Origin of the sequence: Streptomyces sodiiphilus, from assembly GCF_039529215.1 — a bacterium.
In the GTDB taxonomy this organism is placed as follows: Bacteria; Actinomycetota; Actinomycetes; order Streptomycetales; family Streptomycetaceae; genus Streptomyces; species Streptomyces sodiiphilus.
The window spans coordinates 15,419-36,794 of record NZ_BAAAMJ010000020.1; the positions used below are offsets into that span (position 1 = coordinate 15,419).

General features: G+C 75.0%; 18 protein-coding genes. 9 read left to right on the top strand and 9 right to left on the bottom strand.

Features of this window, described 5'->3' with window-relative positions:
• Positions 1-6: 6 nt before the first annotated feature.
• Positions 7-867, bottom strand: coding sequence for an ABC transporter ATP-binding protein (locus tag ABD299_RS11205; protein WP_425581310.1), 861 nt, complete (start codon positions 865-867; stop codon positions 7-9).
• A 192-nt stretch (positions 868-1,059) separates the two neighbouring features.
• On the opposite strand from ABD299_RS11205, the gene ABD299_RS11210 reads away from it, so the two are divergent.
• The 4 genes from ABD299_RS11210 (at position 1,060) to purU (ending at position 5,889) form a co-directional block, all read left to right on the top strand.
• The gene (locus ABD299_RS11210) at positions 1,060-2,487 is read left to right on the top strand and encodes an NsdA family TPR-like regulatory protein (protein ID WP_344261056.1); all 1,428 of its coding nucleotides are present in this window, start codon (positions 1,060-1,062) and stop codon (positions 2,485-2,487) included.
• A gap of 96 nt (positions 2,488-2,583) precedes the next feature.
• Entirely contained in the window at positions 2,584-4,452 is a 1,869-nt protein-coding gene (locus ABD299_RS11215) for a hypothetical protein (protein WP_344261058.1), read from the top strand.
• Positions 4,453-4,525: 73 nt separating this feature from the next.
• The gene (locus ABD299_RS11220) at positions 4,526-4,972 is read left to right on the top strand and encodes an SCO4402 family protein (protein ID WP_344261228.1); all 447 of its coding nucleotides are present in this window, start codon (positions 4,526-4,528) and stop codon (positions 4,970-4,972) included.
• 41 nt (positions 4,973-5,013) lie between these two features.
• Positions 5,014-5,889, top strand: coding sequence for a formyltetrahydrofolate deformylase (purU, locus tag ABD299_RS11225; RefSeq protein WP_344261060.1), 876 nt, complete (start codon positions 5,014-5,016; stop codon positions 5,887-5,889).
• Here the strand turns inward: purU and ABD299_RS11230 are convergent.
• The gene (locus ABD299_RS11230; RefSeq protein ID WP_344261062.1) at positions 5,876-7,051 is read right to left on the bottom strand and encodes a zf-HC2 domain-containing protein; all 1,176 of its coding nucleotides are present in this window, start codon (positions 7,049-7,051) and stop codon (positions 5,876-5,878) included. The genes purU and ABD299_RS11230 overlap by 14 nt on opposite strands.
• A complete protein-coding gene (locus ABD299_RS11235; protein ID WP_344261064.1) occupies positions 7,048-7,593 on the bottom strand; it encodes an RNA polymerase sigma factor in 546 nt (181 codons plus the stop codon). Before ABD299_RS11235 ends, ABD299_RS11230 begins: the two co-directional genes overlap by 4 nt.
• A gap of 313 nt (positions 7,594-7,906) precedes the next feature.
• Between ABD299_RS11235 and ABD299_RS11240 the strand changes: the two genes are divergently transcribed.
• Both ABD299_RS11240 and ABD299_RS11245 read left to right on the top strand, forming a co-directional pair.
• A complete protein-coding gene (locus tag ABD299_RS11240) occupies positions 7,907-8,293 on the top strand; it encodes an STAS domain-containing protein (protein WP_344261066.1) in 387 nt (128 codons plus the stop codon).
• Positions 8,294-8,476: 183 nt separating this feature from the next.
• Entirely contained in the window at positions 8,477-8,926 is a 450-nt protein-coding gene (locus ABD299_RS11245; RefSeq protein WP_344261068.1) for an ATP-binding protein, read from the top strand.
• A gap of 120 nt (positions 8,927-9,046) precedes the next feature.
• Here ABD299_RS11245 and ABD299_RS11250 read toward each other — a convergent pair whose 3' ends face one another.
• Together ABD299_RS11250 and ABD299_RS11255 are read right to left on the bottom strand one after the other, a co-directional pair.
• On the bottom strand, positions 9,047-10,189 hold the full coding sequence (locus tag ABD299_RS11250) for a flavin-containing monooxygenase (protein ID WP_425581311.1): 1,143 nt from the start codon (positions 10,187-10,189) through the stop codon (positions 9,047-9,049).
• A 76-nt stretch (positions 10,190-10,265) separates the two neighbouring features.
• Positions 10,266-12,647 (bottom strand): S8 family peptidase, encoded by a 2,382-nt coding sequence (locus ABD299_RS11255; protein ID WP_344261072.1) that lies wholly within the window; start codon positions 12,645-12,647, stop codon positions 10,266-10,268.
• Between the two features lie 103 nt (positions 12,648-12,750).
• On the opposite strand from ABD299_RS11255, the gene ABD299_RS11260 reads away from it, so the two are divergent.
• Positions 12,751-13,752 (top strand): LuxR family transcriptional regulator, encoded by a 1,002-nt coding sequence (locus tag ABD299_RS11260; protein WP_344261074.1) that lies wholly within the window; start codon positions 12,751-12,753, stop codon positions 13,750-13,752.
• 209 nt (positions 13,753-13,961) lie between these two features.
• Here ABD299_RS11260 and ABD299_RS11265 read toward each other — a convergent pair whose 3' ends face one another.
• Positions 13,962-14,609: a TetR family transcriptional regulator gene (locus ABD299_RS11265; RefSeq protein ID WP_344261076.1), complete on the bottom strand. Its 648-nt coding sequence runs from the start codon at positions 14,607-14,609 to the stop codon at positions 13,962-13,964.
• Positions 14,610-14,750: 141 nt separating this feature from the next.
• On the opposite strand from ABD299_RS11265, the gene afsK reads away from it, so the two are divergent.
• Positions 14,751-17,225, top strand: a complete 2,475-nt coding sequence (gene afsK, locus ABD299_RS11270) for an outer membrane protein assembly factor BamB family protein (RefSeq protein ID WP_344261078.1) — start codon at positions 14,751-14,753, stop codon at positions 17,223-17,225.
• 37 nt (positions 17,226-17,262) lie between these two features.
• On the opposite strand, the gene ABD299_RS11275 is transcribed toward afsK, so the two are convergent.
• On the bottom strand, positions 17,263-18,138 hold the full coding sequence (locus ABD299_RS11275) for a hypothetical protein (RefSeq protein WP_344261079.1): 876 nt from the start codon (positions 18,136-18,138) through the stop codon (positions 17,263-17,265).
• A 105-nt stretch (positions 18,139-18,243) separates the two neighbouring features.
• Between ABD299_RS11275 and ABD299_RS11280 the strand changes: the two genes are divergently transcribed.
• Positions 18,244-20,142, top strand: a complete 1,899-nt coding sequence (locus tag ABD299_RS11280; RefSeq protein ID WP_344261081.1) for an endonuclease/exonuclease/phosphatase family protein — start codon at positions 18,244-18,246, stop codon at positions 20,140-20,142.
• A 354-nt stretch (positions 20,143-20,496) separates the two neighbouring features.
• Here ABD299_RS11280 and ABD299_RS11285 read toward each other — a convergent pair whose 3' ends face one another.
• On the bottom strand, positions 20,497-20,829 hold the full coding sequence (locus tag ABD299_RS11285; protein WP_344261083.1) for a hypothetical protein: 333 nt from the start codon (positions 20,827-20,829) through the stop codon (positions 20,497-20,499).
• Positions 20,830-21,122: 293 nt separating this feature from the next.
• The gene (locus ABD299_RS11290) at positions 21,123-21,293 is read right to left on the bottom strand and encodes a hypothetical protein (RefSeq protein WP_344261085.1); all 171 of its coding nucleotides are present in this window, start codon (positions 21,291-21,293) and stop codon (positions 21,123-21,125) included.
• Positions 21,294-21,376: the final 83 nt, after the last annotated feature.

The following is a 21,376-nucleotide window of genomic DNA, read 5'->3' on the forward strand; positions in this document are numbered from 1 at the left end:
CCGCGCTCACCGGGCACCGCCGCCCAGCCAGTCGAGCTGCTGCCCGGCCGGGTTGCCGCGTGCTCCCACCAGCTCCAGGAAGGCGGCCTGCAGGGAGGCGGCGTTCCCGCGCACCTCGGCGAGCGGGCCGTGGGCCCGGATGCGGCCGGCGGCGATCACCGCGACCCAGTCGCACAGCGACTCCACCAGCTCCATGACGTGGCTGGAGAAGACCACGGTGGCACCCGAGGCGGTGTAGTGCTCCAGAACGGTTCTGATCGTCTGGGTGGAGACGGGGTCCACGCCCTCGAAGGGCTCGTCGAGGAAGAGCACCTCAGGGTTGTGGAGCAGCGCGGCGGCCAGCCCGGTCTTCTTCCGCATGCCGGTCGAGTAGTCCACCACCAGCTTGTGCTGGGCGGCCGACAGGTCCAGGACGTCCAGCAACTGGTCCGTGCGCCGGTCCACCTCGGCGGCCGGCAGGCCGCGCAGCCGCCCCAGATACGTCAGCAGCTCGCGGCCGGACAGCCGCTCGAACAGGCGCAGCCCTTCGGGCAGCACTCCGATGCGTGACTTGACGTCCATCGGGTCGCGCCACACGTCCCGCCCGGCGACCTCCACCTGCCCGCCGTCCGGGCGCAGCAGGCCGGTGATCATCGACAGCGTGGTCGTCTTGCCGGCCCCGTTGGGACCCACCAGGCCGATGAAGTGCCCGGCCGGCAGGTCCAGATCGATGCCGGCCACCGCGACCTGTTCGCCGAAACGCTTCCACAGCCCGCGTATCCGCACCGCCGGGACCGCCGGCCCGGTCCCGGCCCCGGAGTGCGGTCCCGGAGCGGCCGTACCGGCTGTTGCTCCCATGCCTCGCGCGTGATCCCCGTCGGTCGTCATGCACCTCAGCGTAGACGCCGCCCCCGCGCCCCCTCCCGTTCCGTCGCCGTACCCCGGGGGAGGCACGCACGCACGGGTACGGAACCGCATACGGGGCGCATCGGCGCATCGGCCGGGGCATCCGGGGCATCCGGGATGAGACCGCGACGGTCCGGGCAGTGTCCTGGACGCCCGCCTACCGGGAGGTCGACGATGACTGCCGCCAGACCATTGATCACCCGCCAGCCCAACGAACGGCTGCTGTCCTTGATACGGGAGGCGGGGTGCTCGAACGCGGGACTGGCTCGCCGCGTCAACATGTGCGCCGCCGAACGTGGACTGGACTTCCGCTACGACAAGACATCCGTGGCCCGCTGGATCCGCGGTCAGCAGCCGCGCGGACGGGCGCCGGCGGTGATCGCGGAGGCGCTGGGCCGCAAGCTCGGCCGGACCGTCACACCCGACGAGATCGGCATGGGAGACTCCCGGCAGCTGGCCTCCGCGGCCGGGCTGCGCTTCGCCGCCGGGCTCGCCGAGGGGCTGGAGCAGGCGGTGGAGCTGTGGCGCTCCGACATCGCACGCCGCGAGTTGAACGGCGCCGGCGCCGGCATGTACGGCGCGGCCGGCTCCAACGTGGCACCCGCCGCGCTGGTCGAGCCCAGCCGGGACTGGCTGATCACGCCACCGGACGCCGAGGTGGCCCGCGGCTCCGGGCCGCGGGTGGGCCCGGCCGACGTGGCCGCCGTCCGCGCCACCACCGTGGCGCTGGTGGACCTGGACCGCCGCTGGGGCGCCGGGCACGTGCGCCCGGTAGTGGTGCACTACCTCAACAGCGTGGTCGCCGGGCTGCTGGCCGGCAGCTACCGGGAGGCGGTGGGCCGGGACCTGTTCGGCGCCACCGCCCGGCTGACCGAGCTGGCCGGATACATGGCCGTGGACTGCGGGCTGCCCGGGCTGGCCCAGCGGTACTACATCCAGGCGCTGCGCCTCGCCCAGGCCGCGGGCGACCGCGGCTTCGGCGGCTACGTGCTGGCCGCCGGGATGAGCCATCTCGCGGCCGAGCTGGGCAACCCGCGGGAGGTCATCCAGCTTGCCCGGGCCGCCCAGGAGGGCACCCGCGGCCGGGTCCCCCCGCGGGCCGAGGCGCTGTTCCTGGCCGCCGAGGCGCGCGGACACGCGCAGCTGGGCGACCGGGAGACCTGCGACCGGGTCGCCGCCCGGGCGCAGGGAGCGCTGGAGCGTGCCGAGCCGCCGGACGGGGACGACCCACACTGGATAGCGCACTTCGACGGGGCCTACCTCTCGGACGAGCTGGCCCACTGCCACCGCGATCTGGAGCAGGGTCGCGCCGCGCAGCGGTGCGCGGCACAGGCGCTGGAGGGGCACCCCCAGGGGCGGGTGCGGCGGCGCGCCATCGGGCTGCTGCTGCTGGCCGGCGGACGGCTGCAGGAGGGTGAGCTGGACCACGCCTGCCACACCGCCGGAGAGGCGGCCGGACTGCTCGCCGGACTGCGCTCCCGCCGTGGAACGGAGTACTTCGAGGAGTTCCGCGGCAAGCTGGCACCGCACCGCAAGGAGCCCGTGGTGCGGGAGTTCACCGAACGCTGGGACCTTCTGCCGGCGAGGCCGGCCCCGGGCTGACCGGTGACCAACTGCCCGCCGTTTTCCGGGCCCGGGAGAAGCGGGTAGCGTGGCCCGGCGATCGGGTTGACGGGTCGAGTGAACGAGGTGCCCCCGGTGACGAGCCACAGCGGACGCGACGACGAGCCGCGCGAGGGCGTGGTGCTGCCGCCGGACGGCGGGCCGTGGGACGCGCGGGGAGAGCGGACCGGCCCCGGCGCGCCCTCGGCCGGCCGGCCCTGGACGCCGCACTGGGGGCCGGGCGGCCAGGACCTGCCCGGGCCGCCCGCCGGTTCCGACGCGTCCGCCGGGCAGTCCTGGTCCTCTCCCGCGCCGTCGCCGCCGGGGGAGGCCATACCATCCAGGCCCCCGGCCCCGCGGGTCCCCCCCGACCAGGCCCCCACCCAGCTCTTCGCCCCGGTCCGGGACGGGCACGGCGGCCAGGGGACGGGGCCGGCCTCGTTCGAGTCCACCGTCCCGGTCCCCGCGCTGCCCCGGCAGACCACCCCCGAGCCCCCGCCGGGCCCGCCGGCCGTGCCGCCCGGTGACGAGGCGGCGACGCAGATGATTCCCCCGGTGACGGACCACGGTCCGCCGCCGTTTCCGGGAGCCGGCAGTCATGACGAGGCCGCCACCCGGATGATTCCCCCGGTGACGGACCAGGGTCCGCCGCCGTTTCCGGGAGCCGGCAGTCATGACGAGGCCGCCACCCGGATGATTCCCCCGGTGACGGACCACGGTCCGCCGCCGTTTCCGGGAGCCGGCAGTCATGACGAGGCCGCCACCCGGATGATTCCCCCGGTGACGGACCAGGGTCCGCCGCCGTTTCCGGGAGCCGGCAGTCATGACGAGGCCGCCACCCGGATGATTCCCCCGGTGACGGACCACGGTCCGCCGCCGTTTCCGGGAGCCGGCAGTCATGACGAGGCCGCCACCCGGATGATTCCCCCGGTGACGGACCAGGGTCCGCCGCCGTTTCCGGGAGCCGGCAGTCATGACGAGGCCGCCACCCGGATGATTCCCCCGGTGACGGACCACGGTCCGCCGCCGTACGGGGGCGGACCGGCGGACGCGGAAGCCACCGCGCAGATGCCGGCCATCGATCCGGAGTCGACGACCCGGCTGCGGACTGTCTCCCCGCGGCAGGGGCCGCCGCCCGAGGCGGGGGTCGAGGAGACCCGGGCCATGGCGCCGGTTCCCGGGGACTTCGACCAGCTCTTCCGGTCCGGGCAGCCGTCCGCCCCCGCCGCTCCCCGGCCCGGCGGCCGGGCCGAGGCGCGCCGGGCGGCCGCGGCCGCGGGAGGCGGCAGGCGTTCCCCGGCGGTGCTCATCGGTTCGGTGGTGGCCGGCTGTCTCGTCGTCGGCCTGGCACTCGGCGCGGCGATCGGCGGCGGCGGCGACGGCAACGCCGTGCCGCCAAAGGACCCGGAGGGCGCCGGCCCGGTGGACGCCGGCGACGACGCCGGGGGCGGCCAGGACGCCGAGGACACGCAGGACGGCGAGGACGCCGAGGACACCGCCCAGGTGGCGGCCGAACAGGCGCAGGCGCTGTCCACGCTGCTGGAGGACAGCAACGACAGCCGGGACGCGGTGATCCGCTCGGTGGAGAACATCAAGTCCTGCGACAAGCTGAAGAAGGCCGGCGAGGACCTGCGTGAAGCGGCAGATCAGCGCAACAGCCTGGTCACCCGGCTGGACGAGCTGGAGCTGGACGCGCTGCCGGACAGCGAGGAGCTGACCGCGGCGCTGGTCGAGGCGTGGGAGGCGTCCGCCGACGCGGACGACTACTACGCGGCCTGGGCCGACGAGGTGCGGGAGAACCGGCGGCGGATGTGCCGCGGCGGGCAGGCACAGCACACCGAGAGCCTGGCCGCCGCCAACCGGGCCAGCGGGGAGGCCACCGCCGCGAAGGAGCGGGCGGCCGAGCTGTGGAACCCCACCGCGCGCGAGCACGGCCTCCCGGAGCGGGCCCCGGGTCAGCTCTAGGAGCAGGGCACGTACGATCCATTCCGTGCAAGCTCCGGAAAGGTCTTCCCGTGGCGGCCGTCGTTCCCCCACCATGGGCGGCATGCCGCACAACGACATGCCCTGGTGGCGCTGGCGCGCGAACGTGCGCTCCGCGCTGCACATGCTCTCCGACCCGGTCTTCCACCAGGAGTGCTGGCTGGCGGGACGACCGGGCTACGGCGACGTCACCGACGCCGTCTACCGCCTGGTGGAGGACACCTGGCTGGACAACTGGTCGGCGGAGAAGTACGTCGGCACGATCTTCCGGGACGCCGAGGAGGCCGCGCTGATCGACGTGGCCGTCCTGCGGGTGCTGCGCATCATGCACCAGGTCGGCGCCGACGCCCCGGTCGCCGACTTCATGCGGCACCCGGGCTGGCCGGACGCGGTCCGGGCGGCGCGCGAGGCGCACGTGCGGCTCGCGGTCAGCGACGGCGACGACCCGGATGCCCCGCCGCGCTCCCTGGGCGAGCTGGCCTCCACTGTCCACTCCGTGTAACGGTTCCCTGGCCTTCCCCGACGTGTGCCACTCTGTGGACCATGACTGCCCCGACCTCCGCCGCCTCCCGCGACGAGTACGTGCTCACCCTGTCGTGTCCGGACAAGCCGGGCATCGTGCACGCCGTGTCCAGCTATCTCTTCATGACCGGCTGCAACATCGAGGACAGCCAGCAGTTCTGCGCCCATGACACGGGGCGGTTCTTCATGCGGGTGCACTTCTCCGCGGTCGAGCCGACCACGGCGGAGAAGCTGCGGGCCAGCTTCGCCGCCATCGGGGACTCCTTCCGGATGGACTGGGAGCTGCACTCCACCGAGCACCCCATGCGCGTCGTGCTGATGGTCAGCAAATTCGGCCACTGCCTCAACGACCTGCTGTTCCGGACCCGGATCGGCGCGCTGCCGGTGGAGATCGCCGCGGTGGTCTCCAACCACACGGACTTCGCCGAGCTGGCCGCCTCCTACGACGTGCCCTTCCACCACATCCCGGTGACCCCCGGCACCAAGGCCGAGGCCGAGGCGGAGCTGCTGCGGCTGGTGAAGGACACCGGTGCGGAGCTGGTGGTGCTCGCGCGCTACATGCAGGTGATCTCCGACGACCTGTGCCGGGAACTGGCAGGCCGGATCATCAACATCCACCACTCCTTCCTGCCGAGCTTCAAGGGCGCCAAGCCATACCATCAGGCGCACGCCCGCGGCGTGAAGCTGATCGGCGCCACCGCGCACTACGTGACGGCGGAGCTGGACGAGGGCCCGATCATCGAGCAGGAGGTGGAGCGGGTCGGGCACGCGCTGAGCCCCGGGCAGCTGGTCGCGGTCGGCCGCGACGTGGAGTGCCAGGCCCTTGCCCGTGCCGTGAAGTGGCACAGCGAGCGCCGCGTGCTGCTCAACGGCCACCGCACGGTCATCTTCTCCTGACCCCGCCCCGGCCCCCGGCTCCGGTCAGGGGGGTGGAGAGGGCGGCGGTGGCGAAGAGGACGTCGTGGATGGCCGCCGGATCGCCCTCCTGGCCCACCGCCGCGTCCTGCGGGGCGATGCGGCCCGCGGCCAGCCTGCAGAACGCCACGTCCTCCAGCGCCACGTGGGCGACGGCATGCCGGGCGGCGGAGCGGGAGACCAGTGCGGCAGGGGAGTCCAGCGGCACGTACCAGTGGCCGCCGCCGGGGCCCTCGACCTCCAGGTGGAGGGTGCGCCCCGGCCGTCCCGCGGCAGTGGGCCGTCCCGTGAACGACGCCAGGCCGGCCCGGCGTCGCCCCGCCACGGCGTCCGGCAGGCGGCGGGCGGTGCGGTCCACCAGCAGCCGCAGATGCCCGTCGAGCGGCTGCTCGCAGGGGTAGTCGACGGCTTCGGCGATGTCGCCGGCGTGCGTCCAGCAGGCGAAAGCGCGGTCCAGGAAGGCGTCCGCTACGGAGATGCCACGCCGGGCCCGGCCGGGCGGGGCGTCCGCCGGACGGTGGGGCAGCCGGCGCCGGCCGCGCCCGGCCCCGGCAGACGCCCGCACCAGGGCACGGGTCTGTTCCCGCCAGCGTGACCGGGCCTCCCCGGCGGGGCCGCCCGGCCGCTTCGGCAGCCGCAGGCTCCGGGCCAGCACGGCGTCCCCTTCCGACAGGTGGTCCAGCACGCCCGCCACCGTGGTGGTCCGGTGGGCCGGACGGTCGTTCTCGTACCAGCGCAGCGGCACCGGTGCGCGCCACTCCTCCTCGTCCATGTCGTCGAGCAGGGCGTCCAGCCGGGCCGCCTCCGCGTCGAGGGGGGCAGCCCAGGACGGCAGGGGGCGCAGGGCGGGGCGCCGGGCGAGGCAGTCGTCCAGGACCCGGGGCCGCAGGTCCGGCATGAGGTCCAGGCTGTGCCCGGGTTCCAGCAGCGGCACGGCGTCGCCCAGGCGCGCCGCCTCGGCCGCGCAGGGGGCGCACCGGTCCAGGTGCTCCCGCAGGGCCGGTGCCCGGCCGGGCGGGCAGACGCCCAGCGCCCACGCCCCCAGCAGGGTCGTCAGCTCCGGGTGCCCGGGGTCGTCCTCCTGTCCGGGCCCGCTCCCGTCGCACTCCCCGGGGCTGCCGCACCCGGCGGGGCCGGCGTTCACGCGGCTGTGCCCTCTTCCTCCACCGGATACCGGGCGGCAGAGGACAGCAGTTGGAGGCCGAGCCGCAGCCGGCGTGCCGCCTCCGGCTCGGTGATCCCCAGCCGTCCGGCCAGCTGCCGGAGGTCCAGGCGCTGGAAGCGCGCGAGTGCCAGTGCCTCGCGCAGCGGCGCGGGCATGGCCGTCACGATGTAGTCGGCGCGGGCCGCGGTGGAGGCGGCGCGCAGCTTGCCGGCCAGTTCCTCCGGGGGAGCCCCGCCGTGCTCCAGGCGTACCTGCCGCACCGCCTGCCGGTGCGCCTCGGCGGCGATCCACGACCGCAGCGGGCCCTCGTCGGCGTCGAACTCTCCGGGTGCCTGCCAGGCCCGGGCGAAGACCTCCGTGACCACCCGGGCGACGGCCTCGTCGTCGTCCAGCACCCGCTGGGCGATGCCGTGCGCCAGGGACGCGAAGCGGTCGTACAGCTCCGCGAGCGCGGCGGTCTCCCCCTCCTGGAGCCGCCGGCGCATCGAGTGGTCCCAGTGTCTCGGCGTCTCGTGCGCCATCCGGCCCCCCAGGCGTCACCGCAACGGGATGTGTCCGGCCGGCCGTGCCCCGGGAAGCCCCCGGGGGAGCCGGCAGGATCAAATGTAAGGGGGCGGACGCCGGTGGTGCGCCCCCGCCACCCGCCTCCGGGCGGACGATTCGTGTGCGGATGGCCGCAAATCGCCACCGGACCGCGGCCCGGGTGTGGCCGGATGTGCCGGACGCGGCCGGGGGGCGGTGCCGCAGGAGGCGTGCCCGGCCGGAAACTGGGAAGCCCGCACATAGAGTGGGCCGTGTCACCCGGCCCGGCGGACCCGAAAGGACCACCCACACGTGTCGTTGAATGTGCTGGCAGAACAGCGGGGGGAGTGGGCCGTCCTGCGGGTCAGCGGCGAACTCGACCTCGTGACGTCTCCGGCCGTGCGCCAGCACGTGCACGCGGCGGTGGCCGACGGCCGCCGCCACTTGGTACTCGACCTGTCCGAGGTCCAGTTCTGCGATTCCAGCGGGGTGGGAGTGCTCATCGCCTCGCGCCGGCTGATGAGGTCGTGCGCCGGCCGGCTGCGGCTGATCCTGCCCGCCAAGGGCGCGGAGGACGGGTCGCACGTCAACCGGGTACTCGCGGCGCTGGGGGTGCGGCGGCTGTTCGACTGCTTCCCGGATCTGGAGGCCGCCTCGGACGACGCCGCGCAGCCGCTGTCCGCCCGGAGCGCTCCCTGACACCTCTTTGCGCCTCCCGGCTCCCCCGGGAAGCCACGCTGCGTGGCCGGCGGTGCCCCAAGGTCTCGCACAGCAGTCGGAAGACGTACTCCTTTGCGCCGGAATATGCCCGAAGTGCTTGTTGGCGGCCCTGCCGTCAACCATGCTGTGCGACTGCGGGGTTACGGAGAGTGCGGTCGGACGGTGGACGTGCAGGTGCTACGCAGGCAGTGGAAGTTCGGACCGGAGCCCACCGAGGTGAGGCGCGCCCGGAACTGGGCGCGGGCTCAGTTCGGTGCCTGCCCGGTGCTGGAGCGGCACCGGACCGACACCCTGGTCCTGCTCGTCTCGGAGCTGGTCACCAACGCGGTGGTGCACACCGGCCGTCCCGGGGTGGTGCGGCTGGTTCTGCCGGGCCCCGGGGATGGGCTGCCGGCGGTCCGGCTCGAGGTCGCCGACCACAGCACGCGGCTGCCGCGGCGCCGCGCCGCGCGCCAGGAGGCGACCAGCGGCCGTGGCCTGGAGCTGGTGGAGATCCTGGCGGACCGCTGGGGCTGGCAGCCGGAGGGGGACGGGAAGTGTGTCTGGTGCGAACTGGACTGCCCGGTCCCCGACGGAGCGCCTGTCGGGCGAAAAGTTCCGGCCAGGTATTGACGTACTGTGCCGACCTGATGACCCTGGGATGAGATGCATGCGTCGCGAGGGGACGCCAAGGCGTCCGCCTTGGCGAGTGCGCATCGCAGGCGCGAGCCCCCTCCCCCGAGGGAGGGGCGTTCAGCCGCGTGCCCCCTGGGCGATGGCGGTGGCGATCCGGGGTGCGTCCCGGGCCAGTTCGCGCAGCATGCCGCTGATGGGGTTGGTGAACCCGGTGAAGTACAGCCCGGGGGCTTCGGGATGGGTCCGCCGGCCGTGCGCGAGCGGTGTGCCCCGGTCGTCGAGCACTCCGAGGTGGCCGACGAGCGGTTCCAGGCCCCGGCGGTAGCCGGTCGCGGCGATCACCACGTCCGGTGTGACGGCCTCCCCGCCGGCGAGCAGCACCTTGTCGCCCTCGAACGACTCCACGGCGCCGACCGGTTCGACCTGCCGCCGGCGCACGGCACGGATCAGCCCGGCGTCCTGTACCGGGATGGCGCCCTGGCGCACCCGTGAGTACAGCCCGGTGTCCGGGCGGGGCAGGCCGTAGCGGGTCAGGTCGGGTATGAGCGCGGCCAGCGGGCGGGCCGTCCGGTCCACCACGGGGACCGGCAGCCGCCGGACCAGGATGCCGGTGGCCTGCGCGGGCCAGCCGAGGGTGGAGCGTCGCACGATGTGCGGCGGGGTGCGGACGGCGAGGCGGACCCGGTCCGCGCCGCCGGCGGCCAGGTCCGCGGCGATCTCCGCGCCGGTGTTGCCCACCCCGACGACCAGAACGTCCTTGCCCGCGAAGGGTTCGGGACAGCGGTACTCGCGCGCGTGCAGCAGTTCCCCGGTCCAGCTCTCGCGGCCGGGCCAGTCGGGCACGTACGGGGTGTGGTTCCAGCCGGTGGCCACCACCACGGCCGGGGCCCGCATCCGCCGGCCGCCGTTGGCGAGCAGCAGCCAGCCGTCGCCCCCGGTGTCCTGTTCGACGCGGAACACCTCGACGCCCGCGGCCAGTTCGATCCGGTGGTGCCGGGTGTAGTCCTCCAGGTAGCGGACGAAGTCGTCCCGGCTCACCCAGCGGCCGGCCGAACGGGGGATGGGCATCCCGGGCAGTTCCGACCAGCGGCGGGTGGTGTGCAGCCGCAGCCGGTCGTAGTGTCCGCGCCAGGAGGCTCCGACATCGCCGGCCTTCTCCACGACGACGGCCCTGACACCGCGCTGCCGCAGGGCCGCCGCGGTGGCCAGGCCGCCCGGACCGCCACCGATGACGTGGACGGGCGCTGATATCTCGGGCATGGGCATGCTCAGCAGCATACGCAGGCGGCCCGCCGCCGGAGGAACCGGCGGCGGGCCGTGACGGCGGCCGTGGGTCTCAGCCGGCCGGGCGCACCGCGATCGGGCTGCGCACCTCGTGCCCGTGCTCGTCGGACCAGGTCAGGGCCCCGAAGGCGGTGGTGCCCGCGGCGGCACCGGTGTTCCGCAAGGTCACAGTCCAGGTCGCCGAGTCGCCGGGGGCCGGTGAGAGCACCTGCGGGGTGACGCTCACCTCGATGCCCGGAGGGGCCTCCACGGTCACCCGGTAGGTGCCCGCGACGGCGGCCACATTGGTCACCGTGCGGGTCACAGTCGTGGTGCCGGAGAGTGAACCTACGGAAACCGACGCGTAGTTGAGGTCGAAGGCGGGGATCGCCGGGACGCCCGCGCAGGAGTCCGAGCCGTCCGGCACCGGCTGCCGCTGGCCGATGGCGCAGATGTACGCGCGCCAGTCGTCGGGACCGGAGTCGTAGACCAGCCCCGGGGAGAACGACCGGGCGGGTTCGATGTGCCCGGCCCCGTAGTGGAAGGGGGTGGCGGGCACCCCCTCGCGGCGGATCGGCCCGCCCGTGCTGTCCTGCTGGTGGGCCGTCGTCATCAGCGCCGACTTGACCGCCATCGGCGACCAGTCCGGATGGGCGGAGATCAGCAGCGCCGCGGCGCCTGCGACGTGCGGCGCGGACATCGAGGTGCCGCCCTTCACGTCGAAGTCCCGGCCCCGGTTGCGGGCGTTGGCCGGGACGGCGGCCAGCACGTTGGTGCCGGGGGCCGTGACATCCGGACGCAGCAGGTCGCCGCCACTGGCCAGGTCCGGGCCGTAGGAGGAACTGGCGGCCATCGCCGGGGCGGGCAGCCGCAGCCCCTGATGCTCCGTCAGCTCAGCGGTGGGCGCGGCGGTCTGCTCCAGGTAGGCGAGGATCTCCGCGCCGTCCAGGTGGTCCACGTGCACGGTGGGCAGCGGGTGCAGGTCGGGCTCCAGCGAGTGGGCGGCGGAGTTGTAGAGCACCATGCCGACGCCACCGGCCGCCTTCACCGTTGCCGACTTCTCCACCCTGGCCAGCGTCAGCCGCCGGCAGGCGACGATCTTGCCGGTGACCTCGGCCGGGTCCAGCGTGCCCGGGTAGCAGTCCAGGAGCTCCTGCGGGTCGGCGCCCGGCAGCCCGGCGTCGGCGGCGTGCACCAGCGGCGCCTCGGGCACCGCCTCGCCGGTGCCGGCGCCGGTGTAGGTCTCGCCGTTCCCCAGGGTGACCGATGCCTCGGAGGTCCAGCCGTGGGTGGAGTTGGCCACCCCGGTGGTCCACGGAGCGTTGTGGCTCACCGAGGGGTTGGCGCCGGCGCCGTTGTTGCCGGCGGAGGTCGCCACGAAGACCCCGGCCTCCGCGGCGTGGAAGAACGCCGTCTCCACCGGGTTGACCACCGAGTCGGTGGCTCCCGAGATCGAGTAGTTCAGGACGTCCACGCCGTCCGCGGTCGCCCGCTCGATCGCCGCCACGGTGTCGGCGGAGAAGCAGCTCCCCCGGGTGGCGTCGGCCGGCACCCAGCACGCCTTGTACATCGCCAGCCGGGCGGCGGGGGCGGCACCGGAGACGGTGCCGAAGCTCCGGCCGTCCACCGTCGCCTCGACGCCCTGGTTGCCCGCGGCGATCGCGGCGACGTGCGAGCCGTGTCCGTTGACGTCCCGCGGCGAGGCGACCTCGATGTCGGAGATGTTGTCGTTGGCCGCGGCGAACCAGGCGGCACCGATCAGCTTGTTGTTGCAGCTGACCGGCTCCTCCAGGCCCTGTTCGCAGCTGCCCTGCCACTTGTCCGCGATCACTCCGGCGTCCGGCCGCGGTTCGGGCAGCGGGGCGAACGACGGGTGCTCGGCTGCGATTCCGGTGTCCACGATGCCGATGACGACTCCCTCGCCCGCCCGCGCGTGGCCGCCGAAGTGCTCCTGCCAGACGCCGTCCGGACCGCTGAGCCCCAGGAAGTCGGTGGTGTCGTAGGAGGTCAGCTCCAGTTCCTCGTTGGGCACCACGGCGGCGACCTCGCCCGAGGCGGCCAGCTCCCGGGCCTCGGCGGCGGTCAGTTCGGCCGCGAAGCCGTTGAACGTCACCTCGTAGGTGTAGAGCGGGTCCACTCCGGGCAGGCCGGCCAGCACGCCGTCGCGCTGCTCCGCCAGATGCTCCTGGTAGGCCAGCGCCTCGGGGGAGTCGGCGTCGAGCCGCTCTCCGTCCTCGGGGCGTGTCGCCGCCAGGCCGGGCAGTTCGCCCTCGTAACCCGCGACGGGCGGCTCGGCGAGCTCGATCAGGTAGATGCCGTCGGCGAATGCCTCGCCGGATACGGGAGCGGGCTGCGCCATGCTGGGGACCGCGCCGGCCAGGACCGCGGTCCCCGCCAGTATCGCCACGGGGCCGACAGCCCTGGTCACGAGCCGCCGCCGGGGACGGTGCGCCACTGATTCCTCCGGAATCGACAGGGAAGTGATGGATCATTCGTTCTATCGCGGGGCGCATACGCCTGGTGACACTGCGGGGCCGACGGCACTAAGGTGCCGGTTGATGGAGGACGACACCCTGGCCGGCCATCTGGCCGCACTGGGCCTGACGGAGCCCGAGATATCCCGCTATCTGCGGCTGCTGTCCGCCCCCGCGGACCCCGGCGGTGACCCCGGTGGAGGCGCGGAGCCGGACGGTGCTTCCCGGGCCGCCGAGGACCGCCGGCTGATCGCCCTCGGGCTGGCCGCCGTAAGCCCGGCCGGCGCCCGCACGCTCATCCCTGTGCCGCCCGGCACGGCCCTGGAACTGCTCTCCCGGCGGTCCGCCCTGCGCCTGAAGGAGGCTCAGGCCGCTGTCACCGCGGCGTACGAGCGCTACCGCAGGCGGCACCCCGCGGCCGGCGACGGCACGGCTGCCGAGGAGCTCACCGGCGAGGACGCCGAGCGGCGGCTGGCCGCCGCCCTCACCGCCGCCGAGGACGAGGTGCTGTGCCTGGACAACCAGCCCCCGGTGTGGCGCGGGGAGCTCGGGACGGCCACCGCGGTGTCCCTGATGCGACGCGGGGTCCGGCACCGGACCGTCTACGCGCAAGCCGCGTTCGACCGGCCCGGTCACCTGTCCGGCGCCGTGGAGCCCCGGATGGCCGCGGGCGAGCAGGCGCGGACACTCCCGGGTCTTCCGGTGTGGCTGACGCTGATAGACGACCGGGTCGCCTTCGTGGCGGGGCCGCCGGCGGACGGTGACGACGCCTGCCGCGGTCTGCTGGCGGTGCGCCCCGGCGCGCTGCTGACCGCCCTGCGGGCCCTGTTCGAGGCGTGCTGGGACCGGGCGCTGCCGCTGCCGGTGCCGCAGGCCACCGGCAGCAGCGCGGCCACCCGTCCCGGACCGGCCGAGCGGCGGATTCTGGCGATGCTGGCCGCGGGTGCCCCGGACAGCCAGATCGTGCGCGAACTCGGGGTGAGCCGACGGACGTTCTTCCGTCGCATGGAACTGCTGATGGCGCAGGCCGGGGCGGGTTCCCGCTTCCAGCTGGCCCTCCAGGCCCAGCGCCGCGGCTGGCTGTGAACCGGCGGGCGACCGGGCGCGTCGCGAAGGCCCCCGGGCGCGGGACGGGAGCACCGGCACGACGCGGCAGCGGATGCGGTGACGAGAAGGCGTGCGGGAGGGAAGACGCGGTCCCCGGCGGGGGCCGCGGAGAGAAGAGGAGAGCAGGGAGAGCGAGGGCGGCGCGGAAGGACCGGTGACAGGGGCCGGCCGTCCGCGGCCCGCCGGTGTCACTTCGCCGGTTTCCGGCCGGTCACTCCGAGGTGGACCAGCAGGGCGAGGCTGGGCCGCAGGTCGGTCTGCTTGACCCCGAGGGCCTGGAGGCTCTTGGACTGCTCCGCGGCTGAGGAGAGCATGGTGACCAGCGCGCCGGCGACGGCCGCCGGCACCACCTCCGGGTCCACCCGTCCCTTGGCGCGCAGTTCCTCGATGGACTCGGCCAGGGGTTTCACCACCGCGCCGTGCACCTTGGTGCGGATCCGAACGAACCGGCGGTCGCCCTCGGCCGCGCCGAGTTCGATCACCCGCAGAATCGCGTCGTGCCGGCGCCGGAAGGCGAGGAAGGCCTCGACCAGTTCCTCGGCGCTGTCCTTGCCCCCCTTGCCTGCCCAGGAGCGGCCGGCGACCAGGGGGGTGAGCTCGGCGCTGTCGCGGACCACGTCGTCCGCGAGCTCCAGCACCGCGGCCTCGACGTCGGGGAAGTACTGGTAGAACGTCGCCGGGGACGTGCCCGCCTTGCGGGCGACGTCGATGACCTTGACGTCCCGGTAGGGGGACGACCCCAGCATCTTGCCGAGGTGGTCCAGGAGTTTCTGCCGTGTCGCCTGACCGCGCCGTCCGGCCACCCGGCCGTCCACGGTCGTTACTTGTCCTGTCATGCCGTCAGCTTATCGACGCGTGATCTTCGCGCGATCCGGCCGCATCCGAACGGGTTCAGGCATGGTCGACACGGGTGACGGAGGGCGGGCGCGGCGCGGCCGGGACGAATCAGCGGCCCGCCGCGTCCGCCTGCTGCGACAATGAGATGCTGCACCGGGGGCGGTGCGCAGGGGCGCCCTCACGGGGAGGTGGCAGACACAGTGGAGCAGCTGACGCAGCACGATCCGCGCAGGATCGGGCCGTTCGAAGTTCTCGGACGGCTCGGCTCCGGGGGTATGGGTCTCGTCTACCTGGCCCGGTCCGCCTCCGGCCGGCGGGTGGCGATCAAGACGGTGCGCACCGAGCTCGCCGAGGACCAGCTGTTCCGGGTGCGTTTCACCCGTGAGGTGGAGGCGGCCCGCGCGGTCAGCGGCTTCTACACCGCTGCCGTCGTCGACGCCGATCCCCGGGCCGCCGTGCCCTGGCTGGCGACGGCCTACGTCCCGGCGCCCTCGCTGGAGGAGATCGTCACCGAGTGCGGTCCGCTGCCGCCCCAGGCCGTGCGCTGGCTGGCGGCCGGCATCGCCGAGGCGCTGCAGTCGATCCACGGCGCCGGGCTGGTGCACCGGGACCTGAAGCCGTCCAACGTCCTGGTCGACGAGGACGGGCCCCGGGTGATCGACTTCGGCATCGCCTCCGGGGTCTCCAACACCCGGCTGACCATGACGAACGTCGCCGTCGGCACTCCCGCGTACATGTCACCCGAGCAGGCCAGGGACTCCCGGGGGGTGACGGGCGCGAGCGATGTCTTCTCGCTCGCCTCCACGCTCGTCTACGCGGCCACCGGCCATGCCCCCTACCACGGCGCGAACCCGGTGGAGACCGTCTTCATGCTGCTGCGGGAGGGGCCCGACCTGGAGGGCCTGCCGCCGGAGCTGCGGCCGTTCATCGAGCAGATGATGAAGCACGCGCCGGAGGAGCGGCCCACACCGGCCGACCTGCAGGCCCAGCTCGCCCCGCACCTGTTCGCCTCCGGCGACGACGGCGGCACCGCCTCGGCGTGGCTGCCGCCCGGCGCGGTGGCTCTCATCGGCTGGCGCCGCTCCGGCCGCTCCGGCAGTCCTCCGCGGCCGGCCGTCCCGCCGCCGTCCGCCCCGCCGGCCCCGGAGCGCGCGGAGCGGTCCGCCGCCGCCTCCGCTCCGGCGTCCGGACCGCTACCGCCTCCTCCGGCGCCCCCGCGCGTGCCCGCCGTGCCGCCGGTGCCCGTCGGCGCCCCTGCCCCCGCGGCGACCGTCCCCCCGCCCCCCTCCGCCGGGCCCGCGCCCGCCGCCCCGCCGGGGGCCCGGGAGACCGTCCTGCTGCCCGGCTCCGGCGTGCCCATCGGCCCAGGCCCCCGCCGCGGGGAGCTCCGCAGGGACCGGGCCCCCGCCCCGCACACACCCGAGTGGGCCCGGCAGCCGGGTGAGGCGCCCGCCATGGACCCCTCCCCGGCGCCCCCCGCCGCACCGGCCCGCTGGCGGCCGTGGCGGTTCCGGATGTCCAACGACCTGTGGGGTTCCCCGGTGGTGCGGGAGGGACTGCTCTACGTCACCTCCTTCGAGGTGCACGCCCTGGACGCGACCAGTGGCCGCAGGCAGTTCAAGACCCGGGAGGTGGCCTGGTCGATGGCGCTGAGCGGGGGCCGGGTGATCGCCTCCGACGGCACCGGCCTCCACGCGCTGGACGCCACCGACGGCACCGACAGCTGGCGGGTGGCCACCGACGCCTGGGTCTACGCCCTGCGGGCCGCGCGCGGCACGGTCGTCACCGCCACCCGCGGCGGCGGGGTGCAGGCGTGGGAGGCGGGCAGCGGGGAGCAGCTGTGGGAGCTGTCCGGCGCGCAGACCGACTTCGAGACGGAGGACGCGGGCCCGGTCATCCACGACGGGACGGTCTACACCTGGGGCGACGGTCTTCTGTACGCCCTGGAGGCCCGCACCGGCAACGAGCTGTGGGGCCGTCCCGTGGCCGTCGGTGACTCCTCGGGGACCGGCGGGGTGCCGGTGCGGGTGGCGGGCGGTGAGGACGGCGGGCTCTTCGTCTGCGCCGGCTCGCGGGTGCTGGCACTGGACGCGGCCACCGGGTCGGAGCGCTGGCGGTTCGACGCCCCGGCCGCCGTCCTGTGTCCGCCCACGTACGTACCGTCCCGGGAGCGGGCGGGCGGGGTCTACTTCGCCGACTATCTCGGCACGGTCTATGCCCTGGACCCCGCCACCGGCGACGACCGCTGGCGCGTCGCCACCGAGGCGCGGCAGTCCGTCGAGCCGGTGGTGGTGGCGGCCGGCCTGGTGCACCTGGGCAGCGGCGGGGCGATGTACACGCTGGACGCGGTCAGCGGTGCCCCGCGCTGGCGGTTCGCCGCCGGCGGGGCCATCACCGGCTCGCCGGCCGTGGCCGGGGGCCGGCTGCATTTCGGTTCCGAGGATCACTGCCTCTACACGGTGGACGCGGTCAGCGGCAGGCTGAGCTGGAAGCTGGAGACCGGCGGGGCGATCACCGGCACTCCCGCAGCCGCCGACGGCATGGTCTTCGCCTGCAGCAAGGACCGCTGTGTCTACGCGCTGGACGCCGCGCGCGGAACCCGTCAGGCGTCCTGACCGCCACGCGGTGCCCCCGGGCGGGGGCCTTCCGGTCTCACCGCAGGCCGCGGCCGGGCGGGGGCCCGTAGCCGGGCGGCGGCCGGTCCGGCGGCGGCCGGTCCGGCGGCGGCCGGTCCGGGGAGGGCCGGTCCGGGGAGGGCCGGTCCGGCGGCGGCTCGGTCGGGTACGGATGGGGCCGGTCGGGTGTGGGCTCGTGCGGATACGGGTGCGGCCGGTCCGGCGGGGGTCCGCCGGGCGGTGCGGGCCCCGGTTCCCCGGGGGGCGGCTCCTGGCCCCCGTCGTGCCGCGGCCGGCCGTACGGATCGTGGTACGCGCCGGCGTGCGGATCGCGGTACGGGTCGTCCGGCTGTCCGCCGGGGTACGGCTCGCCGTACGGGGACGGCGCGGCCCGCGTGGTCGGGGCATCGCCCGCCGCCCAGTAGTCCTCCGGGGGCTCGTCGCGGCCCGGCGGTCCCGTCGCCGGAGGCGGGGCGGTGAAGGAGTGCGAGCGGGACCAGCCCCTGCGTCCGCGCATCACCGTGGCCGCCAGGAGCAGCAGCACCCCGCCGGCCAGTGCGGCCAGGACACCCTCGGCCACGCCGTCGCCGCCGAGCGTCAGGCTGTCCGCCGGCAGGTACATCCGGACCGCCCACAGCACCGTGATGCCCAGCACCGCCAGGCCGGCCAGGGCCGGCAGCAGCCGCGAGCCCAGGACGACGCCGGCCAGTGCGACCAGCGCGGCCACCGCCATCACCGGGAACAGCCCGGCGAAGAGGGCGGCCGGACTCTGCCCCGGGCCGCCGGGGGTGAACAGCTCCGTGAGCGCGTACTGGCGCCCCGGCCGGGCGCCGTACCAGGCCAGGAAAGGGCTGGCCACGGCGAGCACCGCGCCGGCGAGTGCGATCAGCGCACCGAGGACGTTCCGCAGCATCGAAGGCCCACCACCCAGGCATCGGTCGACGTACCTCTCCTTCGACCGTACGCGTGACGCACCTGCGCCGCACGCGGGAACCGCCGGGGCCGCTAATGTGCCCTCATGACGCCCGCCCCGCGCTTCGCCTCGCTCTCGCGTCCCCCTTCCGACCTGCGTTTACCGCCCGCTGTGCTGGTGGCCGTCACGGCACTGGCCGCGCTGGAACTGCTGCGGGCCCTGGGCCCGTTGCTGTCGGCGGTGGCGGCCCGTGACGGCGGGCCGTGGGCCACGGTGGTGACCGTCGCCTGCCTCGCCGCGCCGGGACTGGCCGGGCCGCTGGTGTGGTGGGTCGGGCTGCGCCGGGCCGTGACGTGTGCCGTGGGCGGCCTGGCGGCCGTGCTGCTGGTGGCGCAGGTCCCGGCCGCCCGCAGTCCCCTCGTGCTGGGGGCGGCGGCGGCGCTGTCGCTGGCCGCGCTGGTGCCGGCGGTCCGCCGTTCGGTGGCCTTCACCGAGGACGGCCCGGCCCGCACGGCGCGGGCGGTGACCCTCGCGGTGGCCGTGGACCTCGCGATGCGGCTGGTGCTGGACCTGTGGGACCCGCTGTGGCGGGGCGGCTTCCTGGGCTGGGCGTGGGCGGTGGTGCTCGTCGCGGCTCTGGCGGTGCCGGCCTATGCCCAGCACCAGGACCGGGCGGCCGTGCCGCCCCGCAGCCGGCTGCGACCGGGACAGCTGGCGCTGCTGGGCCCCGCTCTGGCCCTGTACGGGGTGGTCATCGTCTCGCCGGGATACCTGTCCGCTCAGAGCGGGATGTCGCAGACCGCAGCCGGACTGTGGCTCGGTGCCGGGCTGGTGCTGGGCCTGGCCGTGCTGGCGCAGCCGGGGCCGCCCGGCGGGCCGCGGGGCACCCCCGCGGTGCTGGTGGCCGGGGTGACGCTGCTCCTGCTGACCACCGGGGTGCTCGCCGCGGTCGCGGCCACCGCGGCGGCCGCGGCGCTGCCCGCCGTGCTGGCGCGGGCCCTGACCCCCGCCCGGGGAGCACCGTCCGGCGGCGGGCACCAGCCGCTGACCGAGCTGGGCCTGGCCGGGCTCGGCTGCGGCCTCGGCTACCTGCTGGTGGCGCTGCCCTACGAACTGGGTCTGTGGCTGCTGCCGGTGGCCGCGGCCGTCCTGCTGGGCTGGGCATCGCTGCGGGTACGGCACCCGGCCCGCCCCACCACGGGAGCGTTGCTGCCGGTGGCACTGGCAACCGTGGCACTGGCCGTCCCGCCGCTGGCGGACGCCGCGCGCGGCGGACCGGAGCCGCTGCCGACGGCGACCGGGCCGGACTCCTTCCGGCTGCTGTCGTGGAACGTGCGCCTGGCGGCGGACGAGGACGGCGAGCCGGTGCCGGACCGGGTGCTGGAGGTCATCCGGGACTCGGGCGCGCATGTCGTCGTGCTTCAGGAGGTGCCGCGCGGCCTGCCGGGCCACGGAGGTCTCGATCTGCGGGCCTGGCTGGAGCGGCGGCTGGATGTGCGGACGGTCTGGGCCCCGGCGGACGGCCGGCACTCGGGCAACCTGATCCTCACCGGGCTGCCGGTAGGCGGTTCCGAGGCGGTGCGGCTGCCGCGGGCCGGAGGCTCGGAGGGCCGCTCCTGGGCGGCTGCCACCGTCCGGCTGGAGTCGGGACTGACCAGCCGGGTCGTCACGACGCACCTGCAGCACGGTGACGGCGCCCGGGACACCCGGCTGCGGCAACTGGAGGCGCTGCTGCACGGTGACGTGGACCCGTCCACCGTTCTGGCCGGGGACTTCAACGCGGCTCCCGGCTCGGCCGAGGTGGACACGGTGCTCGACGCCGGTTTCCGCAGCGCGCAGGAGGAGGCGGGGGACCCGCAGGAGCCCACCCGGCCGGGACAGGACCCGCCGGACCGTGTGGACTGGATCTTCGGGGCCCGCGACGTGGCCTTCACCGGCTTCGAGCTGCTGGGGCCGGCGGGTTCGGATCACCGTCCGCTGCTGGTGACGGTCCATCTGCCGTGACCTCCGGCTGCCTCGGTCCGGCGCCGGCTTCCGTACCCGGGGAGGCGGGCCGCGTCCGGTGGCGGGGGTGCGAACCGGCCCGGACGACGCCCCCTCCGCGTCGTCCGGACCGGTCTGCAGCGGGCCTGCCCGGTGTCCCCCCCGCCGGGCAGGCTTCCTTCCCCTGTCCGCTCGGCGTGCCCCCGCCGGCCGAGCAGACGTCCCCCCTCGTCTGCCGCTTCCCCCCACGAGAGCGGCTGACGTTCCTCAGCATGGAGGACGCCGATAAACGATCCATAAACGACGGACGACGGGCCCGGCAGCCCTCTGTGAGGTGCTGCCGGGCCCGCCGTCACAGGGTGGCCCGTGGACTGCCTACCGGGTGGTGCCCGTCACGTGGGTGTCCTGCGGCGTGGTGCCGCCGGTCACGTGCGTGTCCTCGGGGCTGCCGCCCGTCACGTGGGTGTCCTGCGGCGTGGTGCCGCCGGTCACGTGCGTGTCCTCGGGGCTGCCGCCGGTGAGGTGGGTGTCCTCGGGGCTGCCGCCCGTCACGTGAGTGTCCTGCGGCGTGGTGCCGCCCGTCACGTGGGTGTCACCGAACGGCAGGAAGCTGCCACATCTGTCCGAGGCACTGGCGGTGGCGGCGGTTCCCGCCACCAGCCCGGCCGCGAGGGCACAGGCAGTCAGCAGAGTTCTGGCACGGGTCATGAGGGGCTCCTTGAGGAGCGGGCGCCCGGAGCGCGGGTCGCGTGCGCCGGACGGATCCGCTGCCGATTGTGGCTGAAAACGATCGGATCGCGTGGTGCCGGGTGAGGCACGGCGGTGCGCGTCCACGAGGCAGCAGACCTCGGCCGGCCCGCAGTCTCCGGTCCCGAGCGGCGAACTGCCCCCGAACGGCTCGCCATTGAGCCCATGCCCCGATCCGGGCGGCAAAAACCGGCTGTGGCGGCGCTGATGGCTGCCACAGCCGGTTTCCGGCCCGGCCCGGGCCGGCGGACGGTCTACCTGGCTCCGTCACCGGTGATGTGCGAGTCCTGCGGCTTGGGGCTCTCCGGTGCTCCGGTGATGTGCGAGTCCTGCGGCTTGGGCTTCTTCGGGCTGCTGGTGATGTGGCTGTCCTGCGGAGTGGGCTCATCGGTGATGTGAGAGTCCTGCGGGCTGATCTTGCTCATGGTCAACTCCTGTGCTGAGCAACTGACGGATGACGGCAGGACCTCCGCTGATTCCCCCGTGACCCTCGGCCGGCCCTGCCGTT